Origin of the sequence: Desertivirga arenae, assembly GCF_017355785.1 — a bacterium.
GTDB classification, from domain to species: domain Bacteria; phylum Bacteroidota; class Bacteroidia; order Sphingobacteriales; family Sphingobacteriaceae; genus Desertivirga; species Desertivirga arenae.
Genome location: NZ_JAFEWE010000006.1, coordinates 267363 through 292965, shown reverse-complemented (window position 1 = coordinate 292965; position 25603 = coordinate 267363). Strand labels below are relative to the sequence as shown.

General features: G+C 42.0%; 18 protein-coding genes. 11 read left to right on the top strand and 7 right to left on the bottom strand.

All coding sequences use genetic code 11. The features are described from left to right. Positions 1 to 5 precede the first annotated feature (5 nt). The 8 genes from J4N24_RS14615 (at position 6) to J4N24_RS14580 (ending at position 11375) form a co-directional block, all read left to right on the top strand. Complete coding sequence (locus J4N24_RS14615; protein ID WP_207534439.1) at positions 6 to 4508, top strand: TonB-dependent receptor plug domain-containing protein; 4503 nt, start codon at positions 6 to 8, stop codon at positions 4506 to 4508. Positions 4509 to 4566: 58 nt separating this feature from the next. Then, positions 4567 to 5127 (top strand): hypothetical protein, encoded by a 561-nt coding sequence (locus J4N24_RS14610; RefSeq protein ID WP_207534438.1) that lies wholly within the window; start codon positions 4567 to 4569, stop codon positions 5125 to 5127. A gap of 285 nt (positions 5128 to 5412) precedes the next feature. Continuing rightward, complete coding sequence (locus J4N24_RS14605; RefSeq protein WP_207534437.1) at positions 5413 to 6942, top strand: polysaccharide lyase; 1530 nt, start codon at positions 5413 to 5415, stop codon at positions 6940 to 6942. Between the two features lie 184 nt (positions 6943 to 7126). After that, entirely contained in the window at positions 7127 to 7813 is a 687-nt protein-coding gene (locus tag J4N24_RS14600) for an NUDIX hydrolase (RefSeq protein ID WP_207534436.1), read from the top strand. A gap of 96 nt (positions 7814 to 7909) precedes the next feature. After that, on the top strand, positions 7910 to 8803 hold the full coding sequence (locus tag J4N24_RS14595; RefSeq protein ID WP_207534435.1) for an NUDIX domain-containing protein: 894 nt from the start codon (positions 7910 to 7912) through the stop codon (positions 8801 to 8803). Positions 8804 to 8809: 6 nt separating this feature from the next. Beyond that, entirely contained in the window at positions 8810 to 10258 is a 1449-nt protein-coding gene (locus J4N24_RS14590) for a nicotinate phosphoribosyltransferase (protein ID WP_207534434.1), read from the top strand. Further along, entirely contained in the window at positions 10230 to 10775 is a 546-nt protein-coding gene (ybiA, locus tag J4N24_RS14585) for a riboflavin biosynthesis intermediates N-glycosidase (RefSeq protein WP_207534433.1), read from the top strand. The genes J4N24_RS14590 and ybiA overlap by 29 nt, the downstream gene beginning before the upstream one ends. Before the next feature lie 9 nt (positions 10776 to 10784). Then, positions 10785 to 11375 carry a DUF4291 domain-containing protein gene (locus J4N24_RS14580; RefSeq protein ID WP_207534432.1) on the top strand — a complete coding sequence of 197 codons (591 nt, stop codon included), beginning with the start codon at positions 10785 to 10787 and terminating at the stop codon, positions 11373 to 11375. A 17-nt stretch (positions 11376 to 11392) separates the two neighbouring features. On the opposite strand, the gene J4N24_RS14575 is transcribed toward J4N24_RS14580, so the two are convergent. Beyond that, positions 11393 to 12898, bottom strand: coding sequence for a reverse transcriptase family protein (locus J4N24_RS14575; RefSeq protein WP_207534431.1), 1506 nt, complete (start codon positions 12896 to 12898; stop codon positions 11393 to 11395). A gap of 12 nt (positions 12899 to 12910) precedes the next feature. Between J4N24_RS14575 and J4N24_RS14570 the strand changes: the two genes are divergently transcribed. Beyond that, positions 12911 to 13069: a hypothetical protein gene (locus J4N24_RS14570; protein WP_207534430.1), complete on the top strand. Its 159-nt coding sequence runs from the start codon at positions 12911 to 12913 to the stop codon at positions 13067 to 13069. A gap of 109 nt (positions 13070 to 13178) precedes the next feature. Here the strand turns inward: J4N24_RS14570 and J4N24_RS14565 are convergent, their stop codons facing one another. The 6 genes from J4N24_RS14565 to J4N24_RS14540 form a co-directional block, all read right to left on the bottom strand. Next, positions 13179 to 14813 (bottom strand): SWIM zinc finger family protein, encoded by a 1635-nt coding sequence (locus J4N24_RS14565; protein ID WP_207534429.1) that lies wholly within the window; start codon positions 14811 to 14813, stop codon positions 13179 to 13181. Between the two features lie 3 nt (positions 14814 to 14816). Further along, a complete protein-coding gene (locus tag J4N24_RS14560; protein ID WP_207534428.1) occupies positions 14817 to 17864 on the bottom strand; it encodes a hypothetical protein in 3048 nt (1015 codons plus the stop codon). Positions 17865 to 17924: 60 nt separating this feature from the next. Next, positions 17925 to 18701, bottom strand: a complete 777-nt coding sequence (locus J4N24_RS14555; protein ID WP_207534427.1) for an NYN domain-containing protein — start codon at positions 18699 to 18701, stop codon at positions 17925 to 17927. Between the two features lie 79 nt (positions 18702 to 18780). Beyond that, positions 18781 to 20436 carry a sodium:solute symporter gene (locus J4N24_RS14550; RefSeq protein ID WP_207534426.1) on the bottom strand — a complete coding sequence of 552 codons (1656 nt, stop codon included), beginning with the start codon at positions 20434 to 20436 and terminating at the stop codon, positions 18781 to 18783. A gap of 56 nt (positions 20437 to 20492) precedes the next feature. Next, positions 20493 to 21719: an enolase C-terminal domain-like protein gene (locus J4N24_RS14545; RefSeq protein ID WP_207534425.1), complete on the bottom strand. Its 1227-nt coding sequence runs from the start codon at positions 21717 to 21719 to the stop codon at positions 20493 to 20495. Between the two features lie 7 nt (positions 21720 to 21726). Further along, complete coding sequence (locus tag J4N24_RS14540) at positions 21727 to 22512, bottom strand: SDR family NAD(P)-dependent oxidoreductase (protein WP_207534424.1); 786 nt, start codon at positions 22510 to 22512, stop codon at positions 21727 to 21729. Positions 22513 to 22769: 257 nt separating this feature from the next. On the opposite strand from J4N24_RS14540, the gene J4N24_RS14535 reads away from it, so the two are divergent. Continuing rightward, positions 22770 to 23663, top strand: a complete 894-nt coding sequence (locus J4N24_RS14535; RefSeq protein ID WP_207534423.1) for an AraC family transcriptional regulator — start codon at positions 22770 to 22772, stop codon at positions 23661 to 23663. Positions 23664 to 23765: 102 nt separating this feature from the next. Then, positions 23766 to 25589 carry a mechanosensitive ion channel family protein gene (locus J4N24_RS14530; protein WP_207534422.1) on the top strand — a complete coding sequence of 608 codons (1824 nt, stop codon included), beginning with the start codon at positions 23766 to 23768 and terminating at the stop codon, positions 25587 to 25589. Positions 25590 to 25603: the final 14 nt, after the last annotated feature.

Sequence of the window (25603 nt, the reverse complement as noted above, 5' to 3'; positions counted from 1 at the left end):
ACCACATGAAAACATTATCTCTCTTTATATTCTTTATTTCCATGATTGCTGCTGCATTGAATGCAAAAGCGCAAAACGTATCTCAATATCAAAAGGAAAAGATCTATATCCACACTAACCACGTGTTCTTCAAGCAGGGCGAGGTGTTGTTCTATAAATTATACCTGGTAGACGGCAAGGATCAAAAGCCAGTTGCACCAAGCAAAATAGCTTATGTTGAAATTGTTGGCCCATCGGGTACTGTTGTTGAAAAGCAAAGCTATAAGATTGAAAACGGATATGCAGAAGGTGCTTTCGCTATCCAGGAAAATGCAGTAGGTGGAGTATATAAACTGAAAGCCTATACCTCCTGGATGAGGAACGAGAACGACTCGAAGTTCTTCAGCAAGGAGTTCAACGTGCAAAAAGTGATCTCTCCAAGATTGTTGATGAAATTGGATTTTCCGGAGAAGGGATATGGCCCAGGAAGCAGGGTAAAAGCCGATTTCTCAGCAAGAACATTAGCCGACAAACCTCTGGCGAACCTGAATGGACATTTCAAAGTGTCTATCGGCGGGAAAACAGGTGAAGCGCAGGCTTTGAAAACAGATGCGACTGGTAAAGCAAGTATCAGCTTTGATCTGCCGAAAGACCTGGCAACTACTGATGGCCTATTGACCGTTACGCTCAGTCACGACGCTTTCGTCGAATCTATTTCACGTAGTATTCCGATCACGCTGGATAAGATCGACCTTCAATTTATGCCGGAGGGCGGAACTTTTGTTGCTGGTGTAAAATCAAGGCTGGCCTTTAAAGCAATCAATGAATTTGGAAAGCCGGTAGATGTAAAGGGAATAATTGAAGATGGTGAGGGAAATACGGTCGCCCATTTTGAAAGTTATAAGTTTGGAATGGGTAAAGTTGAAATAGCACCTAAGTCGGGCATGGTTTATAAGGCTTTGATTCTCTCAGCCAGCGGAAATAAAACCCGGTATCCTCTGCCAAAAGTTATGGATGAAGGCGTAGCACTTCAGCTTAATAGGCAAGAGGGAAAGGTAGTAGTAAGCATAAACAGTACTTCAACGACCAAAATAGTGCTTACCGGAAAGAGTAAGGAGATTAACTATTATACGAAACAGCTGAACCTGAAAGAGGGACGGAATGAGCTGGAGGTAAATGAGAACATTTTTCCGGTTGGTATTACTCAATTTACCCTTTTTTCTTCTACCGGTATTCCACTGGCGGAGCGAATTGTGTTTCTGAACAAGCATAAGAAATTAACGGTGAGTATTGCTACCGACAAGACCCGTTACAAACCCCGCGAGAAAGTAGAGTTGATGATCACCAGTAAAGATCAAAGCGGAAAGCCGGTTCCCTCTAATTTTTCCCTTGCAGTAGTTGACGATAAGTTATGGTCTTACGCGGATGATAAACAGGATCATATTTTCTCCTGGCTATTACTCAGCTCGGAACTGGAAGGCAAAATTGAAGAACCTCAGTTCTATTTCAAAAAAAATGAACCCAAAGCAGCTGAAGCCCTCGATCTGTTAACGCTAACGCAGGGCTATAGATATTTTGATTTTATTGAACCTGTTAAGCAGACAAAACAGCTCAGGTTTGGATTAGGCGAGAACATCAGTGTTCTTGGAATTATCACTGCGGAAGATGGAAAGCCAGTGCAGGGGACAGTTTACCTGATCGAGAATATTACCAATGGGAAGGTGCTGCAATTGAAAACAAAGAACGACGGCATATTTTACTTCCCCTCCCTGGATAAGCCAGGTAACTATTTGATCTTAGCACAGGGAGGCGACAAAAAGCAGAAAATAAAGATCAGATTGCTACAATCGGGACTAAATTATTCTTTCGCCCAGGCACAGCTCAAAATTATTTCTGACGCATTTGCTGAACAAACAGACGTTCTGAAGAAGGAACCGGCAGAAGCAAATGCTCCGAAAAAGGAAGCCTTTGATATTCTACTGGGGGCAGGAAATAACGCTTTAAATGAAGTGGTAGTGGTAGGGTATGGCGCTATGTTGAAACAAAATGTTACAGGCTCGGTGGTAACTGTTAGGCGAGAGGATTTGTCGGTCGGGGATTTCGGGCTTGGGAATTTACTACAAGGGAAAATCCCCGGATTGGTGGTAACGGAAGTAGCTAACCCAGGTGCTGCTCCTGTCGTGCGCATACGAGGTGCAAACACATTAGCCGCGAATGGCGAACCACTGATTATTGTGGACGGTATCCCTGTAGGTAATAGCGGACTAAATCAGTTAGATCCTAACGATATTCAAAGTATTACGGTTCTTAAAGATGCTGGTGCAACGGCTATTTATGGAAGCCGGGGAGCCAATGGCGTTATCCTGATCACCTCGAAAAGGAATATTGCCGGAAAACTCAAGATAAAGGTGACCGATAAGGCAAGTTTTGAGTCGGAGTACGTCAATGTAACTGGGCCCCAGTTTACCATTGCAAAGAAATTCTACGTCCCTGCTTATAAAAGCACGGAGACTGAAGAACGTACCGATTTCAGGGAGACCATTTACTGGAATCCTGTGGTGCAAACGAATAGAGAGGGGGTCGCCAAGCTAGAGTTTTATAATTCTGATGCTACCACCACATTTCGCGCAATTACAGAAGGAATAGGATATAATGGCTTGCTTGGCCGGGCCGATACCACCTATACTACTACCAATACGCTTAACCTGGATGTTAAAATACCACCTTATCTTACTGTAGGGGACAAGGCTTTGCTTCCTTTAGTGATAAAAAATAACGGACAGAAGAAATTGGATGCAACAATAGCTGTACAGGTACCTGAAGGAATTAAGGTAGGAGATTATAAAAGTACCATCTCGATAGCTCGTGATAGTTCCTTACAAATTCTTTTGCCTATCGAAGCAATAAGAAATACGAGTGGTGAAATTAAATTTGGTGTGGCAGGTCCGGGCGAAAAGGAAACGCTTTCATTTCCAATTGCCGTGCAAGCAAAAGGCTTTCCGGTTATTGAAACATTTTCGGGCAACAAGTCGGCAAGACATGAGTTTACTGTCAGCAAAATGATCAATGGAACCTCTACACCTAAGCTTATGCTCTATAAAGATGTGGAGGGCCAGTTGGTAAATGGCATTGAATCAATGCTGCGAGAACCTTACGGTTGTTTTGAACAAACTTCTTCCACTACTTATCCCAATGTTTTCATCCTTAAGTATTTGAAACAGGTTGGAAAAGCCAATCGAGAGATTGAAACCAAAGCATTGGGTTATCTAAAAAATGGTTACAAGAGACTGGTAGGGTACGAGACCAGTGAGAACGGATTTGAATGGTTCGGAAAAGCTCCGGCACATGAAGCGCTCACGGCTTATGGATTGCTTGAATTTACGGCAATGAAGGAGTTTCTGGAAGTGGATGAAGCAATGCTGAAACGTACAAAAAACTTCCTTTTAGCACGTAGAGATGGAAAAGGAGGTTTTCGTCTGGCTTCAGGTGGTTATGACAGGTTTGCGTCGGTTCCTAATGCTATTGCCAACATTTACATTGTTTATGCAATGACAACCGCCGGCTTCGGAAAAGACATTGAGCCGGAATATCAGGCAGCCTTGACTCAGGCTTTTAATAGTGAAGATGCCTATAAGCTGGCATTAATGGCACTATCCGCAGATAATCTAAAAAAGGTTTCTGATTATAACGAATTGATGCAGGCTTTGAAAATAAGTTATACCAAACGTAAGCTGAGTTCTGAAACAAGTGTTGTTAACTCAAGGGATGCCTCTCTGCGTGTCGAAACCCTGTCGCTCTACGCCTTAGCCCTGATGCGTCAAAAAAATCCAGACATAGCTTTGGTGGCGGAACTTATATCCAAAGTGTTGAATGAGAAATCCTATTATGGTTACGGCTCTACACAGGCAACTGTTATGGCATTGGAAGCCGTTGTGGAATATGCTAAGCTAAGTCAGAAGCAATTGGTAAATAACGACGTCAATTTTGTTTTGAACGGGCATCAGGTAAAAGAGAATGACGAGCTGGCTAAGTACATTCTGGAAGGTAAGAATAGCTTTGAAGTTTCTTATAAAGATGGACAGGAAGGAATTCCTTACAATCTCGAGGTTGCTTATCAGACTTATACCCCTCCAACTTCCTCCAAGGCAAGCATAAGTATATCCACCAGCTTAAATAAAAGCAGCGCGAGCATTGGTGAAACAGTAAGGATGACTGCCGTAATAACTAACAAGGAAAGCAATCTTCAGGCTATGACAACGACTAAAATTGGTATACCAGCAGGTCTTTCCACACAGCCCTGGCAATTGAAGGAACTGATGGAAAAGGGACAGGTGGCTTATTACGAGATCTTCGATAATTACCTGGTGTTATACTGGATGGGTTTTGCTGCAAAAGAAGCGAAAACCATTAATCTGGATCTAAAGGCTGAAGTTCCGGGCAGGTATAAAGGCAAAGCAAGCAATGTTTACTTGTATTATACGCCCGAATATAAGTACTGGAATGATGGAGCCGAGGTGGAATTGAAATAGTTTTTATAAGTGTAACAAATTGATGTGATTTCTCGTCAAGGTAAATATGAGTATGATAATGAGAAAAGCCTTTTTTTTATTTTTTGCAATTGCAGCTTTAACTTCCTGTAAGAAGGATAAGCAAGAAGAGTCAGATGTTGTAACTCCTCCTCCTGTTGTTAGTTTAACCAGGAACTTTATTTATCCCACTGATAATACAACTGCACCTAAAGCCTATGCAGGGAATTCTGTTTCAGGTAAAGCCAGCATTGCTGATGATAAGAGCCTGGTGATTTCCATTGAAACTCCTTTTCCTGAGGGACATGATAATGTTGCTTTTGTTATTCCACAGGCAAAGATTAAAGCAGGTTATACGGGAGAGTATATTTCACAACCCACTTCACCCGAGACCCTGATAAATTATCAGTACCAGCTTACCGCGACTTCTGCTAATAAATTATTGCCCGGAGCCGCTATAGGTACTCTTAAAATTGATAAGTACGATGCTGCTCACAAAACGCTTACCGGACAATTTTCCTTTACAATAAATGCCCAAAGCGATCCAACTACTTCTGTGACGAATTTTAAAACAACAACAATTGTGGTGATCGGCAACTTTGAAAACCTGGTGATCAAATAGTACACGGAAAGCGATAAAGCGAATATTAGTTAACCTTAAAACCCCTGCTGTTTCAGTAAGGGGTTTTGCTTTTAATACAGGATTTATCTTGTTCCATTAAGTACTTCGACTTTCCGGTAATAAAATATCCTTGTACAGCAACAAAAAATCCATCTTGGGTTAGCTTTCCTAGGCGCCTTTTGATTATAGCTTTAACTTAGTCTTATAATAGGGTTAAGGTCTTGTGATGGGTTGAAGACCTCTATTGTTAAAAACTAGCTATATACTTAATACGAATTAAACAAAATGAAGAGATCAAATCAATTTGTGGCCGCGGGTTTGCTTTTTCTGGCTTCCCTCAACGCTATCCCGGGTGCAAATGCTCAGAATGCAAGTCCTGCTGCAGGGCAGCCTGAACCCGGACAAATTCCACCACATCCACCGAGATTACCAGAAGGTGCTATTCCTGCATTTCCAGGAGCCTGGGGAGCTGGTATGTTCACCACCGGAGGACGTGGAGGTAAAGTTATTCCTGTGACCAATTTGAACGATAAAGGTCCTGGTAGTTTAAGAGCTGCGCTGGAAGCAAAAGGTCCGCGCATCGTGGTGTTCCGTGTTGCTGGTACCATTAAGGTAAGCGACGACCTTAATATCAATGATCCAGATATCACGATTGCAGGACAATCGGCTCCTGGTGATGGTGTATGTGTTGCCGGGACCTTAAATATCAATACCTATAATGTGATCATTCGTCATCTACGAGTGCGCCGCGGCGTTCCTATGGGAGGTCAGGGGGATGATAATATCGGAGGTAATCCATACCATCATATTATCATCGACCATTGTTCTGCCAGCTGGGGAATGGATGAAAACCTTTCCCTCTACAGACATATGAGACCATCATTAGATGGAAAAACGCAAATAAAAGATCCTGCTGAACATATCACTGTTCAGTGGAGTATTTCAAGTGAGGCGCTCGACGCCAAAGGTCATGCCTTCGGAGGTACCTGGGGAGGAAATCCGTCAACATTCCACCACAATCTGTTTGCATGTAATACTGCGAGGAATCCTTCGATCGGTATGTCTGGTCCTTTTGACTTTAGGTATAATGTGGTCTTCAACTGGAAGCATCGTTCAATAGACGGGGGCGATGAAACCTCTACCGTTAACCTTATCAATAACTATTTCAAGCCAGGACCGGCTACGAATGAAAATATGCGCTCCGTATTTGCCCGTATAGAACAACGCAGTCAGTATTCTCCTGGGAGTGCCTGGGCAGAAGGTGGATGGTATCCTAAAGCAGCCGTTCGTCCCGGTAAATGGTACGTAGCTGGTAATGTTATGGATGGTAACAAAGAAGTGATCAATAACAATTGGGCGGGAATGCGCGGACCAGAGAACCTTGCTCGTGTAAATACTCCATTTGAAGGATGGCCGGTAATGCCTCACCAACCGGCGGAAGTTACTTTCGAAACTGTACTTTCTAAAGTAGGGGCAACTTTACCAAAACGTGATGCCGTTGACACCCGCGTTACTGCTATGGTGCGCTCCGGAAAGCCCATGACTCAAACGGGTATTATCAGGGACGTTGCCGAAGTGGGTGGCTATCCAAACCTGACTTTCAAACCTTCTGACGTGCCGGTAGATACAGATGGTGATGGAATGCCAGATAAATGGGAGATCCAAAACAAACTGAATCCAAAAGATCCTAAAGATGGTGTTATCGATTCTGATGCTGACGGGTATACCAATGTGGAAGAATTTCTTAATGGTACTAATCCTAATGAGAAACTTAACTACCGTAACTTAGCAAATAACGTTGATACGATCAGCTAAGGTCAGGAAATAAAGATTCTTTTAAAAGAAGCACAGCTCAATCCCGATAAAGGTTGGGCTTTGTTATTTTCATTGAACTATTGGTTTTGGGCACTCTAATATGAAAATGACTCGGTTTTGTTTTATATGCCTAAATTTGCCGACTCTAAAGTTTTAACATCTTCCGGTATTAATTGTTAAAAGTATGGCTGTCAATCAGAAAATTAAACTCGCTGTAGATGCTGTTGTTTTTGGATACACCTCTAAAGACGGTCTTTCTATATTGCTTATTAAACGGAATATTGCCCCTTTTAAAGATACCTGGGCACTACCGGGTGGTCTGGTGAAAAATGAAGAATCCTTAGAAGAGGCTATTCAACGAGAGTTGCAGGAAGAAACCGGGGTAGGCATTAATTACCTGGAACAGCTATATAGTTTTGGTGATCCTGCACGGGATCCACGAAATAGAGTGGTATCTATCGCTTACTACGGTCTGGTTAAACCAAACGCATTTCAGCTTCACGCGAGCACCGATGCTTCAGATGCTGCATGGTTCAATATCAAGAAAATGCCTGTCCTTGCCTTCGATCATAAGGAGATCATCGAGCGGGCCCTTAAGCGACTTCAGGCCAAGATGTCGTATGAGCCTATCGGTTTTGAACTGCTCGATCAAAGATTTCCCTTTTCTGAGCTCGAGAAACTTTATAGCGCGGTTCTCGGCCGCCCTATAGACCGCAGGAACTTCAAAAAAAAGATCACCAAATTCGGTTTTCTGGAAGAAACCTCAGAAAAACAGTCACTCGAAAGTGCCGGTCGACCAGGCAATCTTTTCTGTTTTAATGAAGAGAAGTACTTCGAACTAAAGCGCTCAGGTATAAACTTTGAAATTTAAATTTCTGTAAATAAGTCTCTTGTCTGTTTTGTGTGCTTTTGTATTTGTGTATTAATTACGCATATTTATATTTGTGTAAGAATAACGCAAATAGAAATGAAAACAGGAGTAATCATAGCGAGATTTCAAACTCCCTACCTTCACGAAGGGCACAGAAATCTGATCGAAAATGTAAGGACCAAGCATAATAAATTGATCATTGTATTGGGTGCCAGTCCGATTTCGGGAAGCAGAAGGAATCCCTTTGATTATTACACCCGCGAAAAGATGATTAAGAAGGAATATCCGGAAGTGGTAGTTCTTCCCATCAGCGATCATCCTAGCGATAAGAGCTGGTCTCAAAACCTGGATATGCTTCTTGCAAGCGTTTTCCCCACCGAACAGTTCTTATTGTATGGAAGCCGGGATAGTTTTATTCCCTATTATTCAGGAAAGTTCAATACTTCTGAATTACCTGTTCACGGTGACTACAATGCAACTGAATTAAGAAAGCAGTATGCTGATAAGGTATTCGATTCAAGAGATTTCAGGGCGGGCATCCTGTACGCTTATTACAACCAATACACCAAAGTATATCCAACAGTTGATATAGCCTTGTTCCGGAATGATAAGAATGAACTATTGCTCGGAAAAAAGGCAATCCATAACAGATGGAGATTAGTAGGAGGCTTTGCAGATCCTGAGGATGCTAACTACGAAAGCGCTGCCAAAAGGGAGCTAATGGAAGAGTGTGGACAGCTTGAAGTAACCTCAATGACTTATGAAGGATCAGCAAAAATCAACGACTGGAGATATCGCTCGGAAGTGGATAAAATTATAACCCTGCTTTTCAGTACTGATTATGTTTCAGGAGAGGTTATAGCGAGCGACGATATAGCCGAGCTGCAATGGTTTAAACTGACCGATATTCCCGAAATGATCGAGACTGAACAGGTTAACGAAGAGCACCTTGAATTATTTAATTTCATCTTAACCAAATACTTAAACTAATACATCATGAAAAAACCAAATTTTATCCTACTCGCTGACGCTTATAAATATTCTCACCATAAACTATACTATCCTGGAACTAGTAAAATATACAGCTACCTAGAGAGCAGGGGAGGGATGTTTGACGAGACAGTTTTCTTCGGCCTTCAATACTTTTTGAAAGAATATATTGAGGGAGTAGCCTTTACTCAGGCAGATCTGAATGAAGCGGAGGATTTTCTTCTGCAAGTGTTCAACCGAGCTGATGTGTTCGATAAGAGCAAGTTCCAGTATATCCTCGACAAGCATCAGGGGAAACTTCCTGTAAAGATTAAGGCCGTAGCCGAAGGAGCTGTTGTACCTGTAGGCAATGTGTTGATGACCATTGAGAATACTGATCCTGAGTGCTTCTGGTTAACGAATTTCCTGGAAACAGTTTTGATGCAGATCTGGTACCCAACTACAGTTGCAACTTTAAGTTTTAAGGTTAAAAAAGCGGTAACGGAATATTATGCGGAAACAGCAACTTCTGGGGCGGAAGCAGGAATAGATTTTGTATTAAACGATTTCGGTTTCAGAGGGGCCAGCAGTGTAGAAAGTGCCGCTCTGGGAGGCTGTGCTCACCTAATAAATTTTGCTGGCAGTGATAATCTTGCAGCTTCTGTTCTGGCCAAGCAGTACTATGGTGCGCAGAAGGTTCATGGAGTAAGCATCCCTGCTACAGAGCATAGTATCTGTACGCTGTTAGGAAAGGAAGGGGAACTGGAGGTATTCAGACACATTCTGAAAACTTTCCCAACGGGTATCGTTGCTTGTGTATCTGATAGTTATAATATCTTTAGAGCTTGTGAGAATTACTGGGGCAAAGAGCTTCGCGAAGAGATCCTGAACCGTGAAGGAGTGTTGGTTATCCGTCCAGACAGCGGGGATCCGATTATGACCTTATTGAAGATCTTCGAAATCCTGTTTGACAAGTTTGGGTATATGGTTAATGAAAAAGGATACCGGGTTTTGCCTCCGCAATTGCGCGTCATCCAGGGAGATGGTGTAAATTATAACAGTATTATCGAAATTTACGAAGCCTTAAAGGCTAAGGGAATCAGTGCCGAGAACCTGGTGTTGGGAATGGGAGGAGCCCTGCTTCAAAAGGTTGACCGGGATACGCAGAAGTTTGCTATCAAATGTAGTTATGCCACCATCAATGGTAAGGATGTACGGGTTGAGAAAAGTCCGGTGGAGATGGATGAAAACGGGCAGATCAGCGAAAGCTTTAAGAAAAGTAAAGGCGGGAAACTGAAGTTGGTGAAGTTAGAAGGGGCATATCAAACTGTTCAAACTGAAGAATACCCTGAACTGGAAGATGAACTACGTACTGTTTTTGAGAACGGTGAAATTAAGAAAGAGCACAGCTTCGAAGCTATTCGTGAGCTGGCAAAGAATTATAAAAATGAAATATACAACAGCGTGGCTTATTGATAGCCTGAACAGGGGAGAGAACTTTAAGTACATTTATTTCTGGGGCCACCAACCCAGCAAAAGTGGAGAGATAATAGCTTCCTGTTTCAGTCAGTGGTGGAAATCGTCATTTAAGGTAAATGGCTTTGTTTATCCTACTGCAGAACATTGGATGATGGCGCAAAAGGCTTTATTGTTCGACGATAAAGAAAATTTTAAAACTATCCTAGAAGCTCAATCCCCAGGGGCTGTAAAAGCACTTGGTCGCCAGGTGAAAAATTTTGAGAATGAGCTCTGGGAGGAAAAGAGGTACGAAATAGTGCTAAAAGGTAACTTTTACAAGTTTGCTCAGAATCCTGAATTAAAAGAATTTCTTATTAAAACCGGTGATCGTGTAATTGTAGAAGCCAGTCCCCTCGATTCTATCTGGGGAGTTGGATTAGCTGCAGATGATGAAAGAGTAAATGATCCTAATTCATGGCAAGGTTTAAATCTCTTAGGCTTTGCTCTTATGGAAGTTCGGGATATGTTAATGTGAGAACTAAAGATGTTAGAAAAAGAAATAAGAGCGGCATATGATGAACAAACGATAACCGTTTATCAGGCCTATCGAAAAGAAATTGCAGAAGCTGCGGTTAGAAGTCAAAAAATTGTATCTCCATTTAAAATTGAACGAATGACCTGGATAAAGCCATCCTTTCTATGGATGATGTACCGGTCAGGATGGGGCAGTAAAGAGGGGCAGGAGCATGTGTTAGCTATTAAAATAAAACGGTCAGGTTTTGAATGGGCTTTGCAAAATAGTTGTTTGTCTCATTTTAATAGCTCTATTTATGAAAATTACGAAAGCTGGAAAAGCATATTAAGCAGCTCACCCGTCCGCATACAATGGGATCCTGAGAAAGATATGTACTTGGAGAATCTGAATTACAGAAGCATTCAAATTGGACTTTCAGGTATTGCCGTAAGCAAGTATGTGAATGAGTGGACCGAGAGCATTACAGATATAACCGAAGATTGTAAAAATATCCGATCCCTGATACAGAAGGGGGAGATAGATGAGGCAAAGAAGTTATTACCAATAGAGGAGATTTATCCTTTACCTCACTTAATCAAGAAGCTTATAGGTCATTCTTAAAGTTGAAAAGGCGAATTTTACCAAAACTTCCACCACGGCTTCTTTTTCTGATGCACCGCCTCGGCTTCAATTCTTTCCTGCTCTTTAGCTATTTGTTGTTTCGATTTATGTCTGATCTCGTGCTTATAGCCGTGTTTTTGCAGGATGGCATCAACTCTTACTTTCAAGGCTTTGCCTTTCTCTTGATCCACCATCGAAATGAAGTTGACGTAACCCTTTATTGAAGGAAGCAGGTGGGGACTGTTCTTCCAGTGCTTGCCTGCAATGCCGTCTTTCTCAATTTGAAACAGCAGGGCGCGGAACCGATCTAGCTCTTTTGAATTAATCGCAGGTTTATCATTCACCACAATCCCGGTTACTTCTTTGCGACTTCCTTTTCTAAGGATGCGGAGCTTGTCTGGATGAATATTGAGGTTCTCATCTTTTACTATTTTGCGGATAAAGCCCATCAGCGTTTTCACACTTTTAACAGCTTCCCCCGATGCCGAAAAGGTAAGGTCATCTGCGTATCGGGTGTAAGTAAATCCCAGCTTTTTTGAAATCCCTATTAACCGTGCATCGAGCTTACGGCAAATAAGGTTGGTGATGGCGGGACTGGTAGGTGCTCCCTGAGGGAGGAATCTTTCTGTTCCGGCCACATAATATTTCTGACCATCCAATTCGATCTGATCGCTTTCTGGTTCTGTACACAGCAAGCCTAAAATAATAGCAATTTGCTCTGAGTAACCTAAGGATATAAATAAACCCTTTACCCTTTTATAATCAATAGAAGGGAAGAAGTCTTTCAAATCAACATTGATGACCACCTCTGCTTTTAAGTGAGGGACGGCGTTGCTGACAATAGATCTTTTTTTAACAAAACCGTGTGCCGTATCTTTTATTTCAGGAAGCTCGAGGATATTTTCCAACACCCAGTGCTGAGCCGACTTTAAACGTGGCATTGGGGTAGAGATCAACCTTTTTCCTCCTGTTTTCTTTGGGATATAAAAGCGCTGGTAATGGGTAGTTTTGCTAACTGTACGATGATAGGCCAGGAAACGAAGCTCTGCAACAGTGGTTTTCATTGCTTTTGCCAGTTCCTCTGCATTGGCAATAACCGGAAGCTTTTGTTTGTTAAGGTTATCGGGATTAGCAGAGACGTTATTTAATCCGGGGGAAACATCTTCCCCGAGGTAAATGATCTCCTTTTCTTTCTTCTCCTTCCACCTTGCCGCTTTTTGCTCTTTCTGCTGCTTTCTTAAAAGCTTGTTTTCCGCACGTTTCTTTTTTGAAGCCTCGAGCCGGGCTCTCCGGACCTCTATTAATGCTTGTTCCCTGTTCTGAAAACGCTGTTGTTTCTCCAGGAGATCGCGGAGTTCCCTGGTTAAAGCTGCTTCTTTCTCGATCAGCGTTTCCGGGACAATACTTTGTGCTTCGTCTTTTTTCCAGAAGCCAAAACGTTTCATTTCCTCCAGGATCACTGCGTCTCTGGTGGATGCTTTTATCCTGTCGTAAAGCTGCTGGCGGTTTGGTTGATTGCTCATAGTGGAGGAAAAATGGTAGTGAGGAGGCACCTTCGTCATTCTGAGGACCGGATTGGTCAACTCAAGCGAGACGGTACCATAGTGATATTTCAATCCTCCGGATTTGCACCGGAAATATCACTATGGTACCAGGATCGTACAGTTAAGAACAGGCCGGTGGCGCGTTACTAAGCTGTATGCAAGGACGGTGATCCACCGCCCGGAGTGCAAGGTCTTTCGGCCTGCCTCACTACCTTTACAAAACTAATTTTATTTTTATTATTACAAACTCAATTTCTGTTTAATTCACGTTTTCCGCTATCCTGGCGGCGAGAATATGTTCACATGGACCCTGCATTAATTTATTCTGGGTGTAAAAATTACAGGTACAACTTGCTTTCACCAATCGCTCATCTTTATCGATTAATAAAACCGGCTGATAAACCTTATCTTTTTCTTTAACGGTAGCCTTTATTTGCTTTAAGTTGTCTTTTGCCTCCGTGTGTACGTTCCTTACATTGCCAGCTTCCATCAGGTTTCTAGCCCGCTCTTCTCGTTCATTCGCAAAGCGGAGTTTATCAAGGGGTAATGACTCGCGAGACAATTCACGGATGCGGTAAGTGCCCTTATGGATATCGAAGATGACTCTTCCTGCCTGCGTGAAAGCAGACAAGGCTCCAAGAACAATATGTTGATCCAAACCGAGTCGCTTAGCTAAAGCAGGAGCAGGCTCAGTCCAGGTTTCTTTCAATCCAGTATATACTTTTTGCATCGTTAAACTGTCTACCTGCGTTCTTGGGGCAAGTAAATCGAAGTTACCTAACTGCGACCAGTCATTTGCTGTCCAACCTGATAAGCCTAAGGTGAAGTTCATATCTCCTAAATCGGCAACGAAGAAAGAGGGAAGGCCTGATCCCAGTAACACCACCTTAAATCCTTTAGCAAGTGGAATAAGCCTTTCCAATAAAAGCAATCTTCTTCGGCCCCAGATGCGGATTTCGGTTGCTGAATTTCCTTCATAAACTGAACGAGAGCACTTTAATTCCAGATTCCAGGGTTCAAATATCAAGGTTACAGGTTTCCCAGGTTTTAAAACGAAGCGAATAGAGCGAGGACCTTCTTTTTCCTTATTTCTGCGAAGTATAAAGCAGATATTATACAGGTCGGTAGGGTGAAGATGAAAGACATGGGCAGGCAAAGTCATTGCCGAACTTACTTGCAGAAAGCCTCGCACCCAACTTTCCGGAACATCTATTTTTACCTCTTTATATGATTCTTCTGCCGTGGTATGAACTTCAAAACCACTGGGATCTATATTGAAATGGGTCTCTTTATAGTTGCGGACTTTCTGAAATTCATTATAGAGGTCTGCAGAGTAATCCACATTTGTTGTTCCGCACTTAAAGTCTTTCAGGTCTTTAAATACATTATAGTTACAGCCCAGTTTACCGTAAGATGATTCATCCTGACTGAAGCATTCAAAGAAGAGTTCGTCTGGGTGAACAGTAATCACTGGATCCAGTACAATCCAGGCTTCGCGGTTATGTTTATAAATGTAGTTGAAATACTCCCGCTGAGCTTTATAGAAAGGACTCATGATTTCACCTTTCTGCCTCCTTACGTCTTCCAGCTCTTTTCTTACCACCTTAAGCTTGGCTTCAACATCAGCACTACCTTCAAGGTACTCTGCAAGCCAAATATCCTCCTGTTGTTTGGCCCATTCTTTATAATCGCTTTTATCTTTAGGCTTGAACCTGAAGTCGGATACCACGATATCATGAAGTACAGAAATTGCTTCCCTGAAAGGAACTTTGCTATTCAACAAACCTGAAAAATAGGTGGGTTCCCGGAGGAGATCGGGGGCAAAGGACATGTCCACTTTACCTGCGGAACTTTGTATGGAGCTCTCTCCCTTAAATTTATAATTAAACTCCATCTGTTAGTTCCTTATATAATCAGGGTATTGGTTTACAACTGTAGCTGATCCTACCTGCGGATAAGCTTTTTGAATTTCTCTCAATGCCTGAATACAGGCTGCTTTTTCTGTTATTGCTACCGAAGCAGAAATCCGGTTAAAAATTTCAACGATCAACTGCGCTGCCTCTTCTGATTTCAATGCCTCCTTCCGAAGGAATTCAAGTACCCTGGCTTTTGCTGCTTTTCCTTTATTCACCTGGGATAAGATGGTAAGAAAGTATAGCTGCAGTGAACTGATAACTTCCAGATTGTCTTTCGCAAACACCTCAAGGTAAGTGGTAGTGAAGAGCTGAATTTTGGTATCGGGGTGCTGACTTAGCTTAAGAAGGTACTCCTGTCCTTGCTCTGTTTTGAAACAGCGGGTGATCATTTCCCTGCCAAAGGCTTGTACATCCTCCTGAATACTATCGCAAATACTTACCAGTATTTCAACTGTCCAATCGTCTTCATTGCATTGCTTCCTGAAATAGTCGAAGGCAAATGCCTTAGTGTCTTTCCATTCCGAATCGGTAATACGAATGCTATCATTCTTATCCGCTTTCACCAATTGCAGATGTTCGGAATACCAGTTCCAGGCAAGCATCCGCACTTCCTCCAGTGGATTGTCGGCCAATTTAACTACTTCTGGTATGGTTAACCCTTCTTTATCGATGTAATTTAAAAGGACGAAAGCTCCAAGTTTTTGTGCAGTACGGTACCTCGCGTTTAATAATTGTAGGGTCTGATCTTTATCCAGTATCTGCAAATTATCCTTCAATTCGCTGGTCAATAAACTCAGCAGATCTTCATGCAAGCCTTCATAAGACTCCTTCAAAGTAAATGCAGGTACAAAAAGTCGGATAAGATCCTTACCAAAATCAGGATATGCTCCATTTACCCGTGCTATCAGCGGTTTAACAGCATTGCGTACGTCCTGTAGAGGAGAGAGGCAAAAGCTTACCAGTAAATTCTTCTTCTCCAGCAGAATGTCTAAGGGGAATTTAGAGAGTAACTGAATGCCCAATGTTCTTGGTCCCTCTTCCTGAGAGCTTAGTAGTGTAAGCAGAAGATCTTCGGGAAGCTCTTCCGGTTTTATTTCGTGCTTTATAAGGATCTTTCCGGCGAGTTCGTGAAGAGTTACACTCTTATGATTTAGAAGCTCTGTAATGACAGAAAGGCTAATGTATTTCAGGTTTTCCTGGAAGGCAATAACCAGCGTATCGGTTACCAGATCGTAGTACTCCGTCTGGTCTTCCAGGTCTGCCCGCTGTACGAGCCAGGAGATTAGTCGTGCGATAATAACATCAGCCTCTTCTTTTTGGAAGGCATTACCCGTTAATAATCCACGAAGCCAGAGATGTGTGTCAGGGTTATTGATCTTAATAAGATCAGCAACGAAATTAGTATCAGAAAGCAGGTTAAGCCGGTCAGCCGAAATCCATTGGTATCCTTGCTCCCTGGCTTCGTTCAAACGTGATTGAAGTACGGCTAAGAGCAAATTCTTGTCCGGATCACGTGGATTAAATATCTTCCTGACCAGTGTTAAGCCGAGCTGCTGAGTCTCGCTAAAGAATGCATTTAAAAATGCGATTACATCCTCCTTGCTAAGTTCTGATTCAAATGATGAATTTGCGTTGAATACTTTTAAAGCGAATTCCTGTACACGACGAGCTTTAGTTTCCTTTAAAAGTTTAATGACCTGCTCAGGAGATCTGTTCCATAAAGAAGGAAAAGCCTCTTCCCGCTGTTCCGGAGCCGTAGCTCCTGGAAGGTAGGGGGGAATGCATTTCCAGGCTATATCAGCCAACTCATAGCGAGAACTATTTGCATATAATATATAGTAGAAAGACTTGAATCGCGCATAAGAATCGTAGTGGCTTACCACTGTGTCGTAACTGTATCTTCTTGTTTGTTCGTTATAGTTACTTATATACCTGGTGTTCTCAAATGGAGCAGAATTATCCACGGCATCACTAAAGGCAAGAAGGATACCTGTTGCGAGTTCAGTATAGCTTTCCGACTGGTCGTTCCCTGATCTCCTCAACGAGCGAAACACTCTCCGGCTCAGGTAATCCTTAGTTTTAGCGCTGAAACTACCGTACGAAGGGTTTTGTCTTTCTATTTCTTTCGCCAGTATTCCAAATACCTCATAATCTTCCAGCATTTCTGCCGCTTTAAATACTTTACGTATATGTTTAAAGTAGTTCGGCTTGAAAGGAATTTTTGGTAATACTTCAAGGAAAATCTTCCTTACTCTGTGATTGTAGCGTGATAATCTGTAAAGGGTAACAATGTACTGATTAGAAGTTGTTTGCAAATTAAACAAGAACTCCTCTATCTGCTTCTCCAACTCTTGATAATAGTTATTGGCAATGGGCTGATAGAAATTGTCTGGAAGCGATTTAATATACGTCTCCAACAGTATTTCGCGGTCTTTATCTGTGCTCAGTTCGAGTAGAGCATCTTTCGCTAACTCTGCAACATGTTCAGCAGTCCTATGATCACTGATCAGCTCTTTTAAAAACGACAAACCTTTTTCTGCCTTCATCCTTCCCAATGCCCAAACCACCGAATAGAGGTTGAAATCATCCTCCTCGTCAGCTAGTTTGAGTATAGATGGTACAGCTTCTGTGATCTTTAGTTCTGCAGCTCGCCAAATAATCCTTGAAATACGCCAGTTCTCTGGTTCCTCTCCAGCCAACGCAGCTTTCAGGTATTTAAGAATTAACTTTTCCTTCTTTGAGGGTTTTCTGACACTATCTGAACTTGATTCAGATACAAGTCCCATTGCTTCGCCAACTGCTACGTAGCCCTTCTTTCTTTTCTCCTGCTCAAGGCTGTCAAAAACTTTCTCTGCCTCTGACAGGACAACCGGAAAAATAGTTTTGGTGCCTTCTTTTAAAGTGCTTCCCCGCTTACCATACCTGAAGTTTACTACATAATCTTGCCCGGTTTGAAGAAGATCTATTTCATATACTTTATCAGATGTACCCTCCTGGTAATATAAACTGACTTGCTTAATTAATTTCAAGAATTACGGTTTAAGATTCTTGAGGGTAAATATAGATTTTTTAACGAATTACAGCGGGATTCAACTATGCTTATTCCTGATATAGATGTGTTTGACAGCTCTGTTTCCTGTTTCCCTTTCGTCAATCTCAATGGATGGAATGGAGCGAATTAAAGGAGTGAGTTTAAAGAACCCAAAATTGCGAGGATCAAAGTCGGGTTGCTTTTTCATAATTAAGCTTCCTACATCTGCAAGATAAGCCCAGCCACTCTCATCGGCCACATCATTAATCGTGGTTGATATTAATTTAATAGTCGCCTTATTTAACTTAGGTTCCCTGGAGGGTACCTTTCTTTTGGTATCCTTTTTAGCTGCGGGCTCGTTGGTTTTGACTTCTTCGCTTTCTTTATCACTATTATTTCCCAAGATCTCAATATAGATGAACCTGTCACAGGCAACAATAAAGGGATTAAGCGTTTTTTTCTCGCCTATTCCAATGACCATCATTCCGGCTTCCCTTAAACGTGTGGCTAGCCGGGTAAAATCACTGTCACTCGAAATGATGCAAAATCCATCAACCTTTCCGGAATAAAGAATATCCATAGCGTCGATGATCATTGCAGAATCTGTAGCGTTTTTACCGGTGGAGTAGCTGTATTGCTGGATAGGGGTTATGGCATTTTCCAGCAAAACGTTCTTCCATCCAGATACCGTTGGTTTCGTCCAATCAGCGTAAATCCTTTTCGTGGTTGGATTGCCATATTTTGCTATTTCCTCCATAATACCCTTGATGTTGGCATATGGAACATTGTCGGCATCAATTAAGACAGCTAATCGGAGATCATGAGATGTTCGCATAAGGAAGCTAAACGTTTCGGTAAATATAGTTTTTCGAGATGCAAAAAACTCTACCGGAAATAATAGAAGACCTATTCAATTAGCGAAACGTGTAGAACAGTAATGCCATAATTAAAAACAGAACAGCCGACAGAACTTTAAAATTGCCAAGACCTTTCCATCCGCTTGATTGAAGGGGTTCCACAGGAGACTTCCAATAGAGCACACGGCTTTCTTCCGAATGTTGAACAGGGCATATAAGGGAGAAAATTAGTTGCATCAAAACACAAATACTAAAGAGATAAAATGCCATCATCATAAAAGGAATCTCAGCAAGGATTGAAGAGGGAAAGAGTTTGTTAGTGGCATATACCCCTACTCCCAAAGATGAGCCAATCCACAGAGTTAACTTTGCAGAGATAGCGGAAGCTTTACTCCAGAATATGCCCAATAAGAACACACAGGTTATGGGAGGAGCTATATGTGCAATAATATCATTTAATCCATTAAAAATACTTTCGTAACGATTGAGTAAGGGGAGAAGAGCCAGTGATATTACCAGTGAAACCGCTGCAGCAATTTTGCCGGTTTTTACAAGCGCCTGATCAGAAGCCTGAGGATTGTAACGCTGATAAATGTCGTAACTAATAACGGTAGAGATGGAGTTTAGAGCTCCTGAAATCTGACTCATTAATCCCGAGAGCAGGGCCGCTACCAGGATTCCTACCAGACCGGTTGGAAGCAGTTGGGTGATCATCAGGGTATAGATACCCTTACTGTTAACTTTCTCTGTCCCACCTTCCAGTACCTGTAATGAAGAAATGTCCATCTTCCCGGTTTGCGCAAGTGTATAAGCAAACAAGCCCGGCAATACGAAAATGAATACCGGTAATATTTTTATGAAGCCACAAAATAAAGGGCCCACTCGTGCATGATTTTCATCTTTTGCTCCTAACACCCGCTGCACGATAGTTTGATCTGCACACCAGTACCAGATACCGAGTATGGGATAACCGAGAAAGATGGAATACCAGGGCATCCCACTTTTGTCACCATGTGGTCGCATCATTGATAGGCGTTCCAATTGATTGTTGGCCTGGAGTGTATTCATCATTGGCTCCCAACCACCCATTTTATTGTATGCTGCAATACTGATTATTATTGCACCGGCTAATAAAACAATAGTTTGAATTGATTCTGTGACCACTACTGCGGTGAGACCTCCGATGATAGTATAAATAGCGGTAACTATAGAAATAGCTATAATGCTGGTATACATATCCACTCCAAAAAGGGTTTCCAGAACTATGCCTCCTGCCAGGAGTGAAAAAGCAATGTGAATGATAATGGCAGAGGCGACTGAAACAATTGCGAGCCAATCGCGACTCGCCCGGTCATATCGCTTTTCTAAAAAGTCGGGAAGGGTAGACACTCCTGATCTAATATAAAAAGGTGCAAAGAACAGAGCCAACATGATAAGGGTTATAGCAGCCATCCATTCAAAATTTCCGTTTAAGAGTCCGGTGTCAAAACCACTTTGGGCAAGGCTGACGAGATGGACGCAAGAGATATTAGTGGCAAAAAGAGCTAGCCCTATTGTTGGCCATCGAAGGGTCTTTCCCGCCAGGAAGTATTCTCCCGCAGTATTATCGTTTTGAGTGTTCTTTTTGCGGTGACTAATACCAGCCCAGAGACCGATGAGGAAAATGGCTGCAATATATACGATACTGATAGTGATATCAACAGAATGTATCATTTCGTTTAATGGAAACTTGAGCAAATGAGTTAATTGGCTAGTTAGTTTTGGTCTTTTTAAAACCCGAGGAGATCGCAGCTGCTTCCTGCTTCCTGAGGCGTTTTATATACTCCATTTTCAATCTTTACCGGTTGGACAAAGTGCTTTTGAAGATGCGGTATATGTTCCAGGAACAGAGCTTCATGGCCCAGGGAAATATGATTGAAGAGTACTAGATGTTGATGTAACTGACCCATATCTCCCACGTGAGGGACTACTGGAATTCCATATTTCCTTGCTAAAAGACTAATGGTTATAAACTCGCTAACCCCACAAACACGCACTGCATCCACCTGTATAAAAGCTGCAGCTCCTGCCTGTAAATAATTTTTAAAGACGATACGGTTGGGCACATGTTCTCCAAGGGCCAGCTTAATTGGGTTGATTGCCTTTGTCAAAGTCTGATGAGCGAGAACATCATCCGGATGGGTCGGCTCCTCGATCCAATAAGGATTCATTTCCTTTAATTTGTCGCAAATAATTAATGCCTGCGGTAATGTCCACTGCTGGTTAGCGTCAAGCATTACCTTTACCTTATCACCAGCTACTTCTCGAACCAGCTTAGCTCTTCTGATATCTCTCTCTGGATCAGCAGATCCAACTTTCAACTTCATTGCTGTAAAGCCTTCGTCTAATGCTTTCCGGCAATTTTCACGAACCTTTTCATCCGGATAATTAAACCACCCGATAGACGTATCGTAACCTGGGTAGCCCGACTTCAGGATATCCGATCTTTCCTTCTGGCTTTGCTGCTGTCCCGAAATCACATCTAATGCTTGTTCTCTGGTTAATACGTCTTCTAAATAAGATAAATCCAGCGTGTTTACAATTTGCTCTGAAGAGAGGTCGGTAAGAAGTTTCCATAAAGGAACTCCTCTTTTTTTTGCCCAAAGGTCATAACATGCATTTGTTACTGATGCGAGGGCTAAATGAACTACTCCCTTATGTGGTCCGAGCCAGCGGAACTGCTGGTCATTAGACATCTGGTTGAAAAGGGCTCCGAAACTGAACATTATTTCCTCAATATCTTTCCCTTTTAGCTTTTCTGCGTAATAACTGGCAGCTTTGCATACGAGGTCGTTCCCTTCACCCAAAGTAAAGGCAAGGCCAGTTCCAATTAGTCCTGAGTCGTCTACCAGCTGTGTTACTGTATAGGAATAGATTGGATCGCGATGGACGGCATCACTCCCCGCATTACCATCCAGTTTATAGCGAGCATCACTTATTTTGATCTTAGATATCATAGTTGATTTAGTTTGATGAAGAAGATATTTTCCGATAGCCTAGTTCTGCTCCTCCGCTTACCGGGAGAATACAACCTGTTATGAATCGGGCTTGTTGTGAAATTAAAAAGAGGCATGCATCTGCTATGACATCAGCCTCGGGACAATAACCAAGCGGGTGTATATCGTTCAGATAGCTTTCAATTGATGAAACATCAGGTTGCTCCTTGCTCCAATTTCTTAACATTGGAGTCCATACTCCAGCCGGAGCAACTGCGTTTACCCTTACTCCGAAACTGGCGTAGTCAAGTGCCATTGATTTGGTAAGCGCATTAATGGCGCCTTTCGTTGCGCTGTAGGCCGCGTGTATTTCCTGGCCGATCTGACCCACGAGACTGCTAGTGTTAAGAATGTTTCCCTTGCTTTTCTTCAGTTCTTCAATTCCGAACCTTGTAGTGTTGTAAATACCTTTAACATTAACTTCAAAAAGCCGCTCCCACTCTTCCTCAGTAGTTTCATGGAGTGGTTTTGAGGGATTTGAAATTCCTGCGTTATTGTGAATCACATCCAGCTTTCCAAACCTGAAAATAGTCTCAGTAATAGCTTCCTCGACCTTTGAGGATTTGGCAATGTCTGTTTCCAGGAAAATAACAGGTTGGCCGTTGAGTGATAAAGCCGCTTCGCTTATGCTCTTTGCTGAGTTTGAAACGATAGCAAGCTGGGCTCCTGCATTCAGGTAGGCTTTGGCACATTCCAAACCGATCCCTTCAGTTCCTCCTGTTAGAAAAATGACTTTGTGTTTTAATTGAAGCATAAATAATAATTGGGCCGGAGAGCCCTTGTTAGTTTGTTTGTTAATTCACCTTGCTGAAACAAAAGTATTTTTCGGCTTATACCATTGGAATGGGTAATTCTTTTATTTTAATGGATAATCCTGAGGTCTTTAGAATTCTTATGTGTTCTGATTTGTACTGTTGGGTTGTATTCTTCCCCGAAAGACAGTATTATTAAGCCGGCTAGTCTATGGGTTAGTATAGGTAATGGAATATTCTGCTAATTAGTTGAAGTATTATGATGAAAAGGAGAGATGGCTTTCAAGGAGAAAAATTGATAAGTATCCCACCCAAGGTTTGGAAAGATACATTGAACCAAAATAATTCTTTGTTTCAGCTATATATAACCCACATCGGATACTTTCCCCAGGCAAAGTTCCATTACCGGGAACGAAGGAAAGGATGTGAGGACAATATCCTTATCTATTGCGTAAAGGGAAAAGGCCATTATATTATTGGCGACAGGCGATTTGAAGTTGCTGCTAATCAATTCATATTACTACCTGCCAGTACAAGGTATATGCGATATTGGGCTGATAAGGAGGATCCCTGGACAATTTACTGGGTACATTATACAGGGCCTGATATCGAGGGTATGAATAACTCACTCGATTTAGATATTTTGAGAGGCCCGATGTCCATTCCTCTAAACCTAAAAGCAATTGAAATTTGGCAAAGTATTTACCAGTGTCTTGAAATGGGTTATAGTAAAGATAACTTATGTAACTCTTCTTTCTGCCTGTACCATTTAATTGCTTCATTTATTTTTCCGGATAAACATAGTTCAACTCCTTATGAAAATGAAAAAGATTTTGTAAAAAATACAATCCTGTATATGAAGGAAAATCTGGGAAAGAAACTGAATGTGGAGGAGATGGCAAAGCTTAATAATTTTTCGAACTCTCATTTTTCAAACCTTTTTCGAAAAAGAACAGGAATGCCACCAATGGATTATTTTATTCATTTAAAAATGCAGAGGGCATGTCAACTATTATATAAAAATGAGTTTAAAATTAAAGACCTTGCTATGCAACTAGGATATGAAGATCCTTATTACTTCTCGAGGATTTTTAGGAAGTGCATGGGAAGCTCGCCAGAGAAGTATCGATTACAAACCAGGAAAACGAGTTGAAAATCCTTCTTAGGCGGGGTTATGACATTAGGAACAAATTGCTAACAGTTACCTTCACAAAAATTTAACAAACCATTGCCGAATGAGATGGTTCAATGGGCAATGAATTTAGTTACATCCATTTCGATAAGGTCTTACAATTTCGGTGCTAAACTTTCAATATATATATTGTTCTTTGCCTTTAGTTTAAGCCCCTTTTCAAACTTGGCAGCACAGGTTGATTTACTGCCAAAAGATAGTAGTTCAGCCGGGGGTAATGAACCTGTCTATTCGCCGGATTCTCTTGGTCGCCGTACACCTCGTGGAGCTGTTGAAGGTTTTATTTCTGCTGTTGCCGCCGAAAATTATGCCCGCGCGGGGCTATATCTTCGCCTTGATCCTATGTTGAAGAAAAAGCAGGATAAAGTGGCCCTTGCCCGCTCACTGCAGCAATTACTTGACCATAGTGGGGATATTCTTCCTTATTCCCTGATAAGTGATAAGCCTACAGGTTCGCTTGAAGATAATCTCGGACCTAATCTTGAAAAGCTTGGTACTGCCTCAATTAATAATGAAGAATTTGATCTCCTTCTTGAAAGTACCCTGGATTCAGACGGAGCACCTGTTTGGTTGTTTTCTTCAGAAACTATTCAGCGAGTACCGCTTTTGGTAGAAGAAGCTCCTATCGCTCCATTTATCGACCGGGTTTCACCTGCAGTATTTGAAAGAATAAAATGGGGCGGCGTACCTGTGGCTCATTGGATAGGCTCATTTTTACTGCTTGTAATTGTTTACCTGATAGCCTGGTGCATAGCATACCTGATTTTATTTGTGGTTCCCCTTTTTTATAAAAAGGCGAAGACTGAACCAACCGTTAGTATTCTGAGAGCCTTTGCTCTACCCATTCGCTTATATATTACTATATGGTTGTTTTCTCTGGCTATGCAGGAGGCCGGTATTTCTATCATCCTAAGGCAGGGGGCAAGCAACTTAATGATTATTGTTGCCATAATTGCCATAATGTTACTGCTCTGGCAACTTCTGGTGGTCACCACAGGATTCTTTGAAAAGCGATTAACACATCACAGAAATCAGGCTGGAGTATCGGCTATTCTCTTCTTACGCCGCACTGCGAAGGTAGCGTTGATAGTTCTGGGAATCATTCTGATTCTCGACACTTTAGGATTTGATGTAACCACAGGTTTAGCTGCTCTGGGAATAGGTGGTATCGCCCTTGCCCTTGGAGCGCAGAAAACAGTAGAAAACTTTGTAGGAAGTGTGACGCTTATTGCAGATCAGCCTATTCGAGTGGGCGACTATTGTAAAGTTGGAGATATTTCAGGAACTGTTGAACAAATCGGAATGCGTTCAACGCGTATACGAACTACAAACCGCACCATAGTAACTATACCTAACGGCGATTTTTCCTCTCAGAAAATCGAGACTTTTGCCACCCGTGATCAATTCCTGTTCAACCCGGTATTTAAACTCCGGTTTGAGACCACACCAGAACAGATCCGGTACCTTCTTGTCGAACTTCGTTCTATCCTTTACTCACATCCTAAGGTGGATCCTTCCCCAGCAAGAATAAGGTTTGTCGAAATAGGCGCAGATGCCCTGAAATTAGAGGTTTTTTCTTATATAAAAGGAATTGATTTTGACGACTTTCTGGAAATACAGGAAGACATCTTGTTGCGTATGATGGATGTGATCGATAAAAGTGGTACGGGGCTGGCGTTGCCCACCCAACGATTATACATTAACAGGGATTCAGGTTTATCTGAAGAAAAGAGGGCAGAGGCGGAAGCGACGGTTCAGAAATGGCGGGAAAAGAAGGAAATGCAAATCCCGAAGTTTGATCCCGATAAGATTGATGAACTAAAAGGTTCTTTAGATTATCCTCCTGAGGGTTCGGCCCAGGGCAAGGGAAAGCAGAGCTATATTTGATTAAGCTTTATATA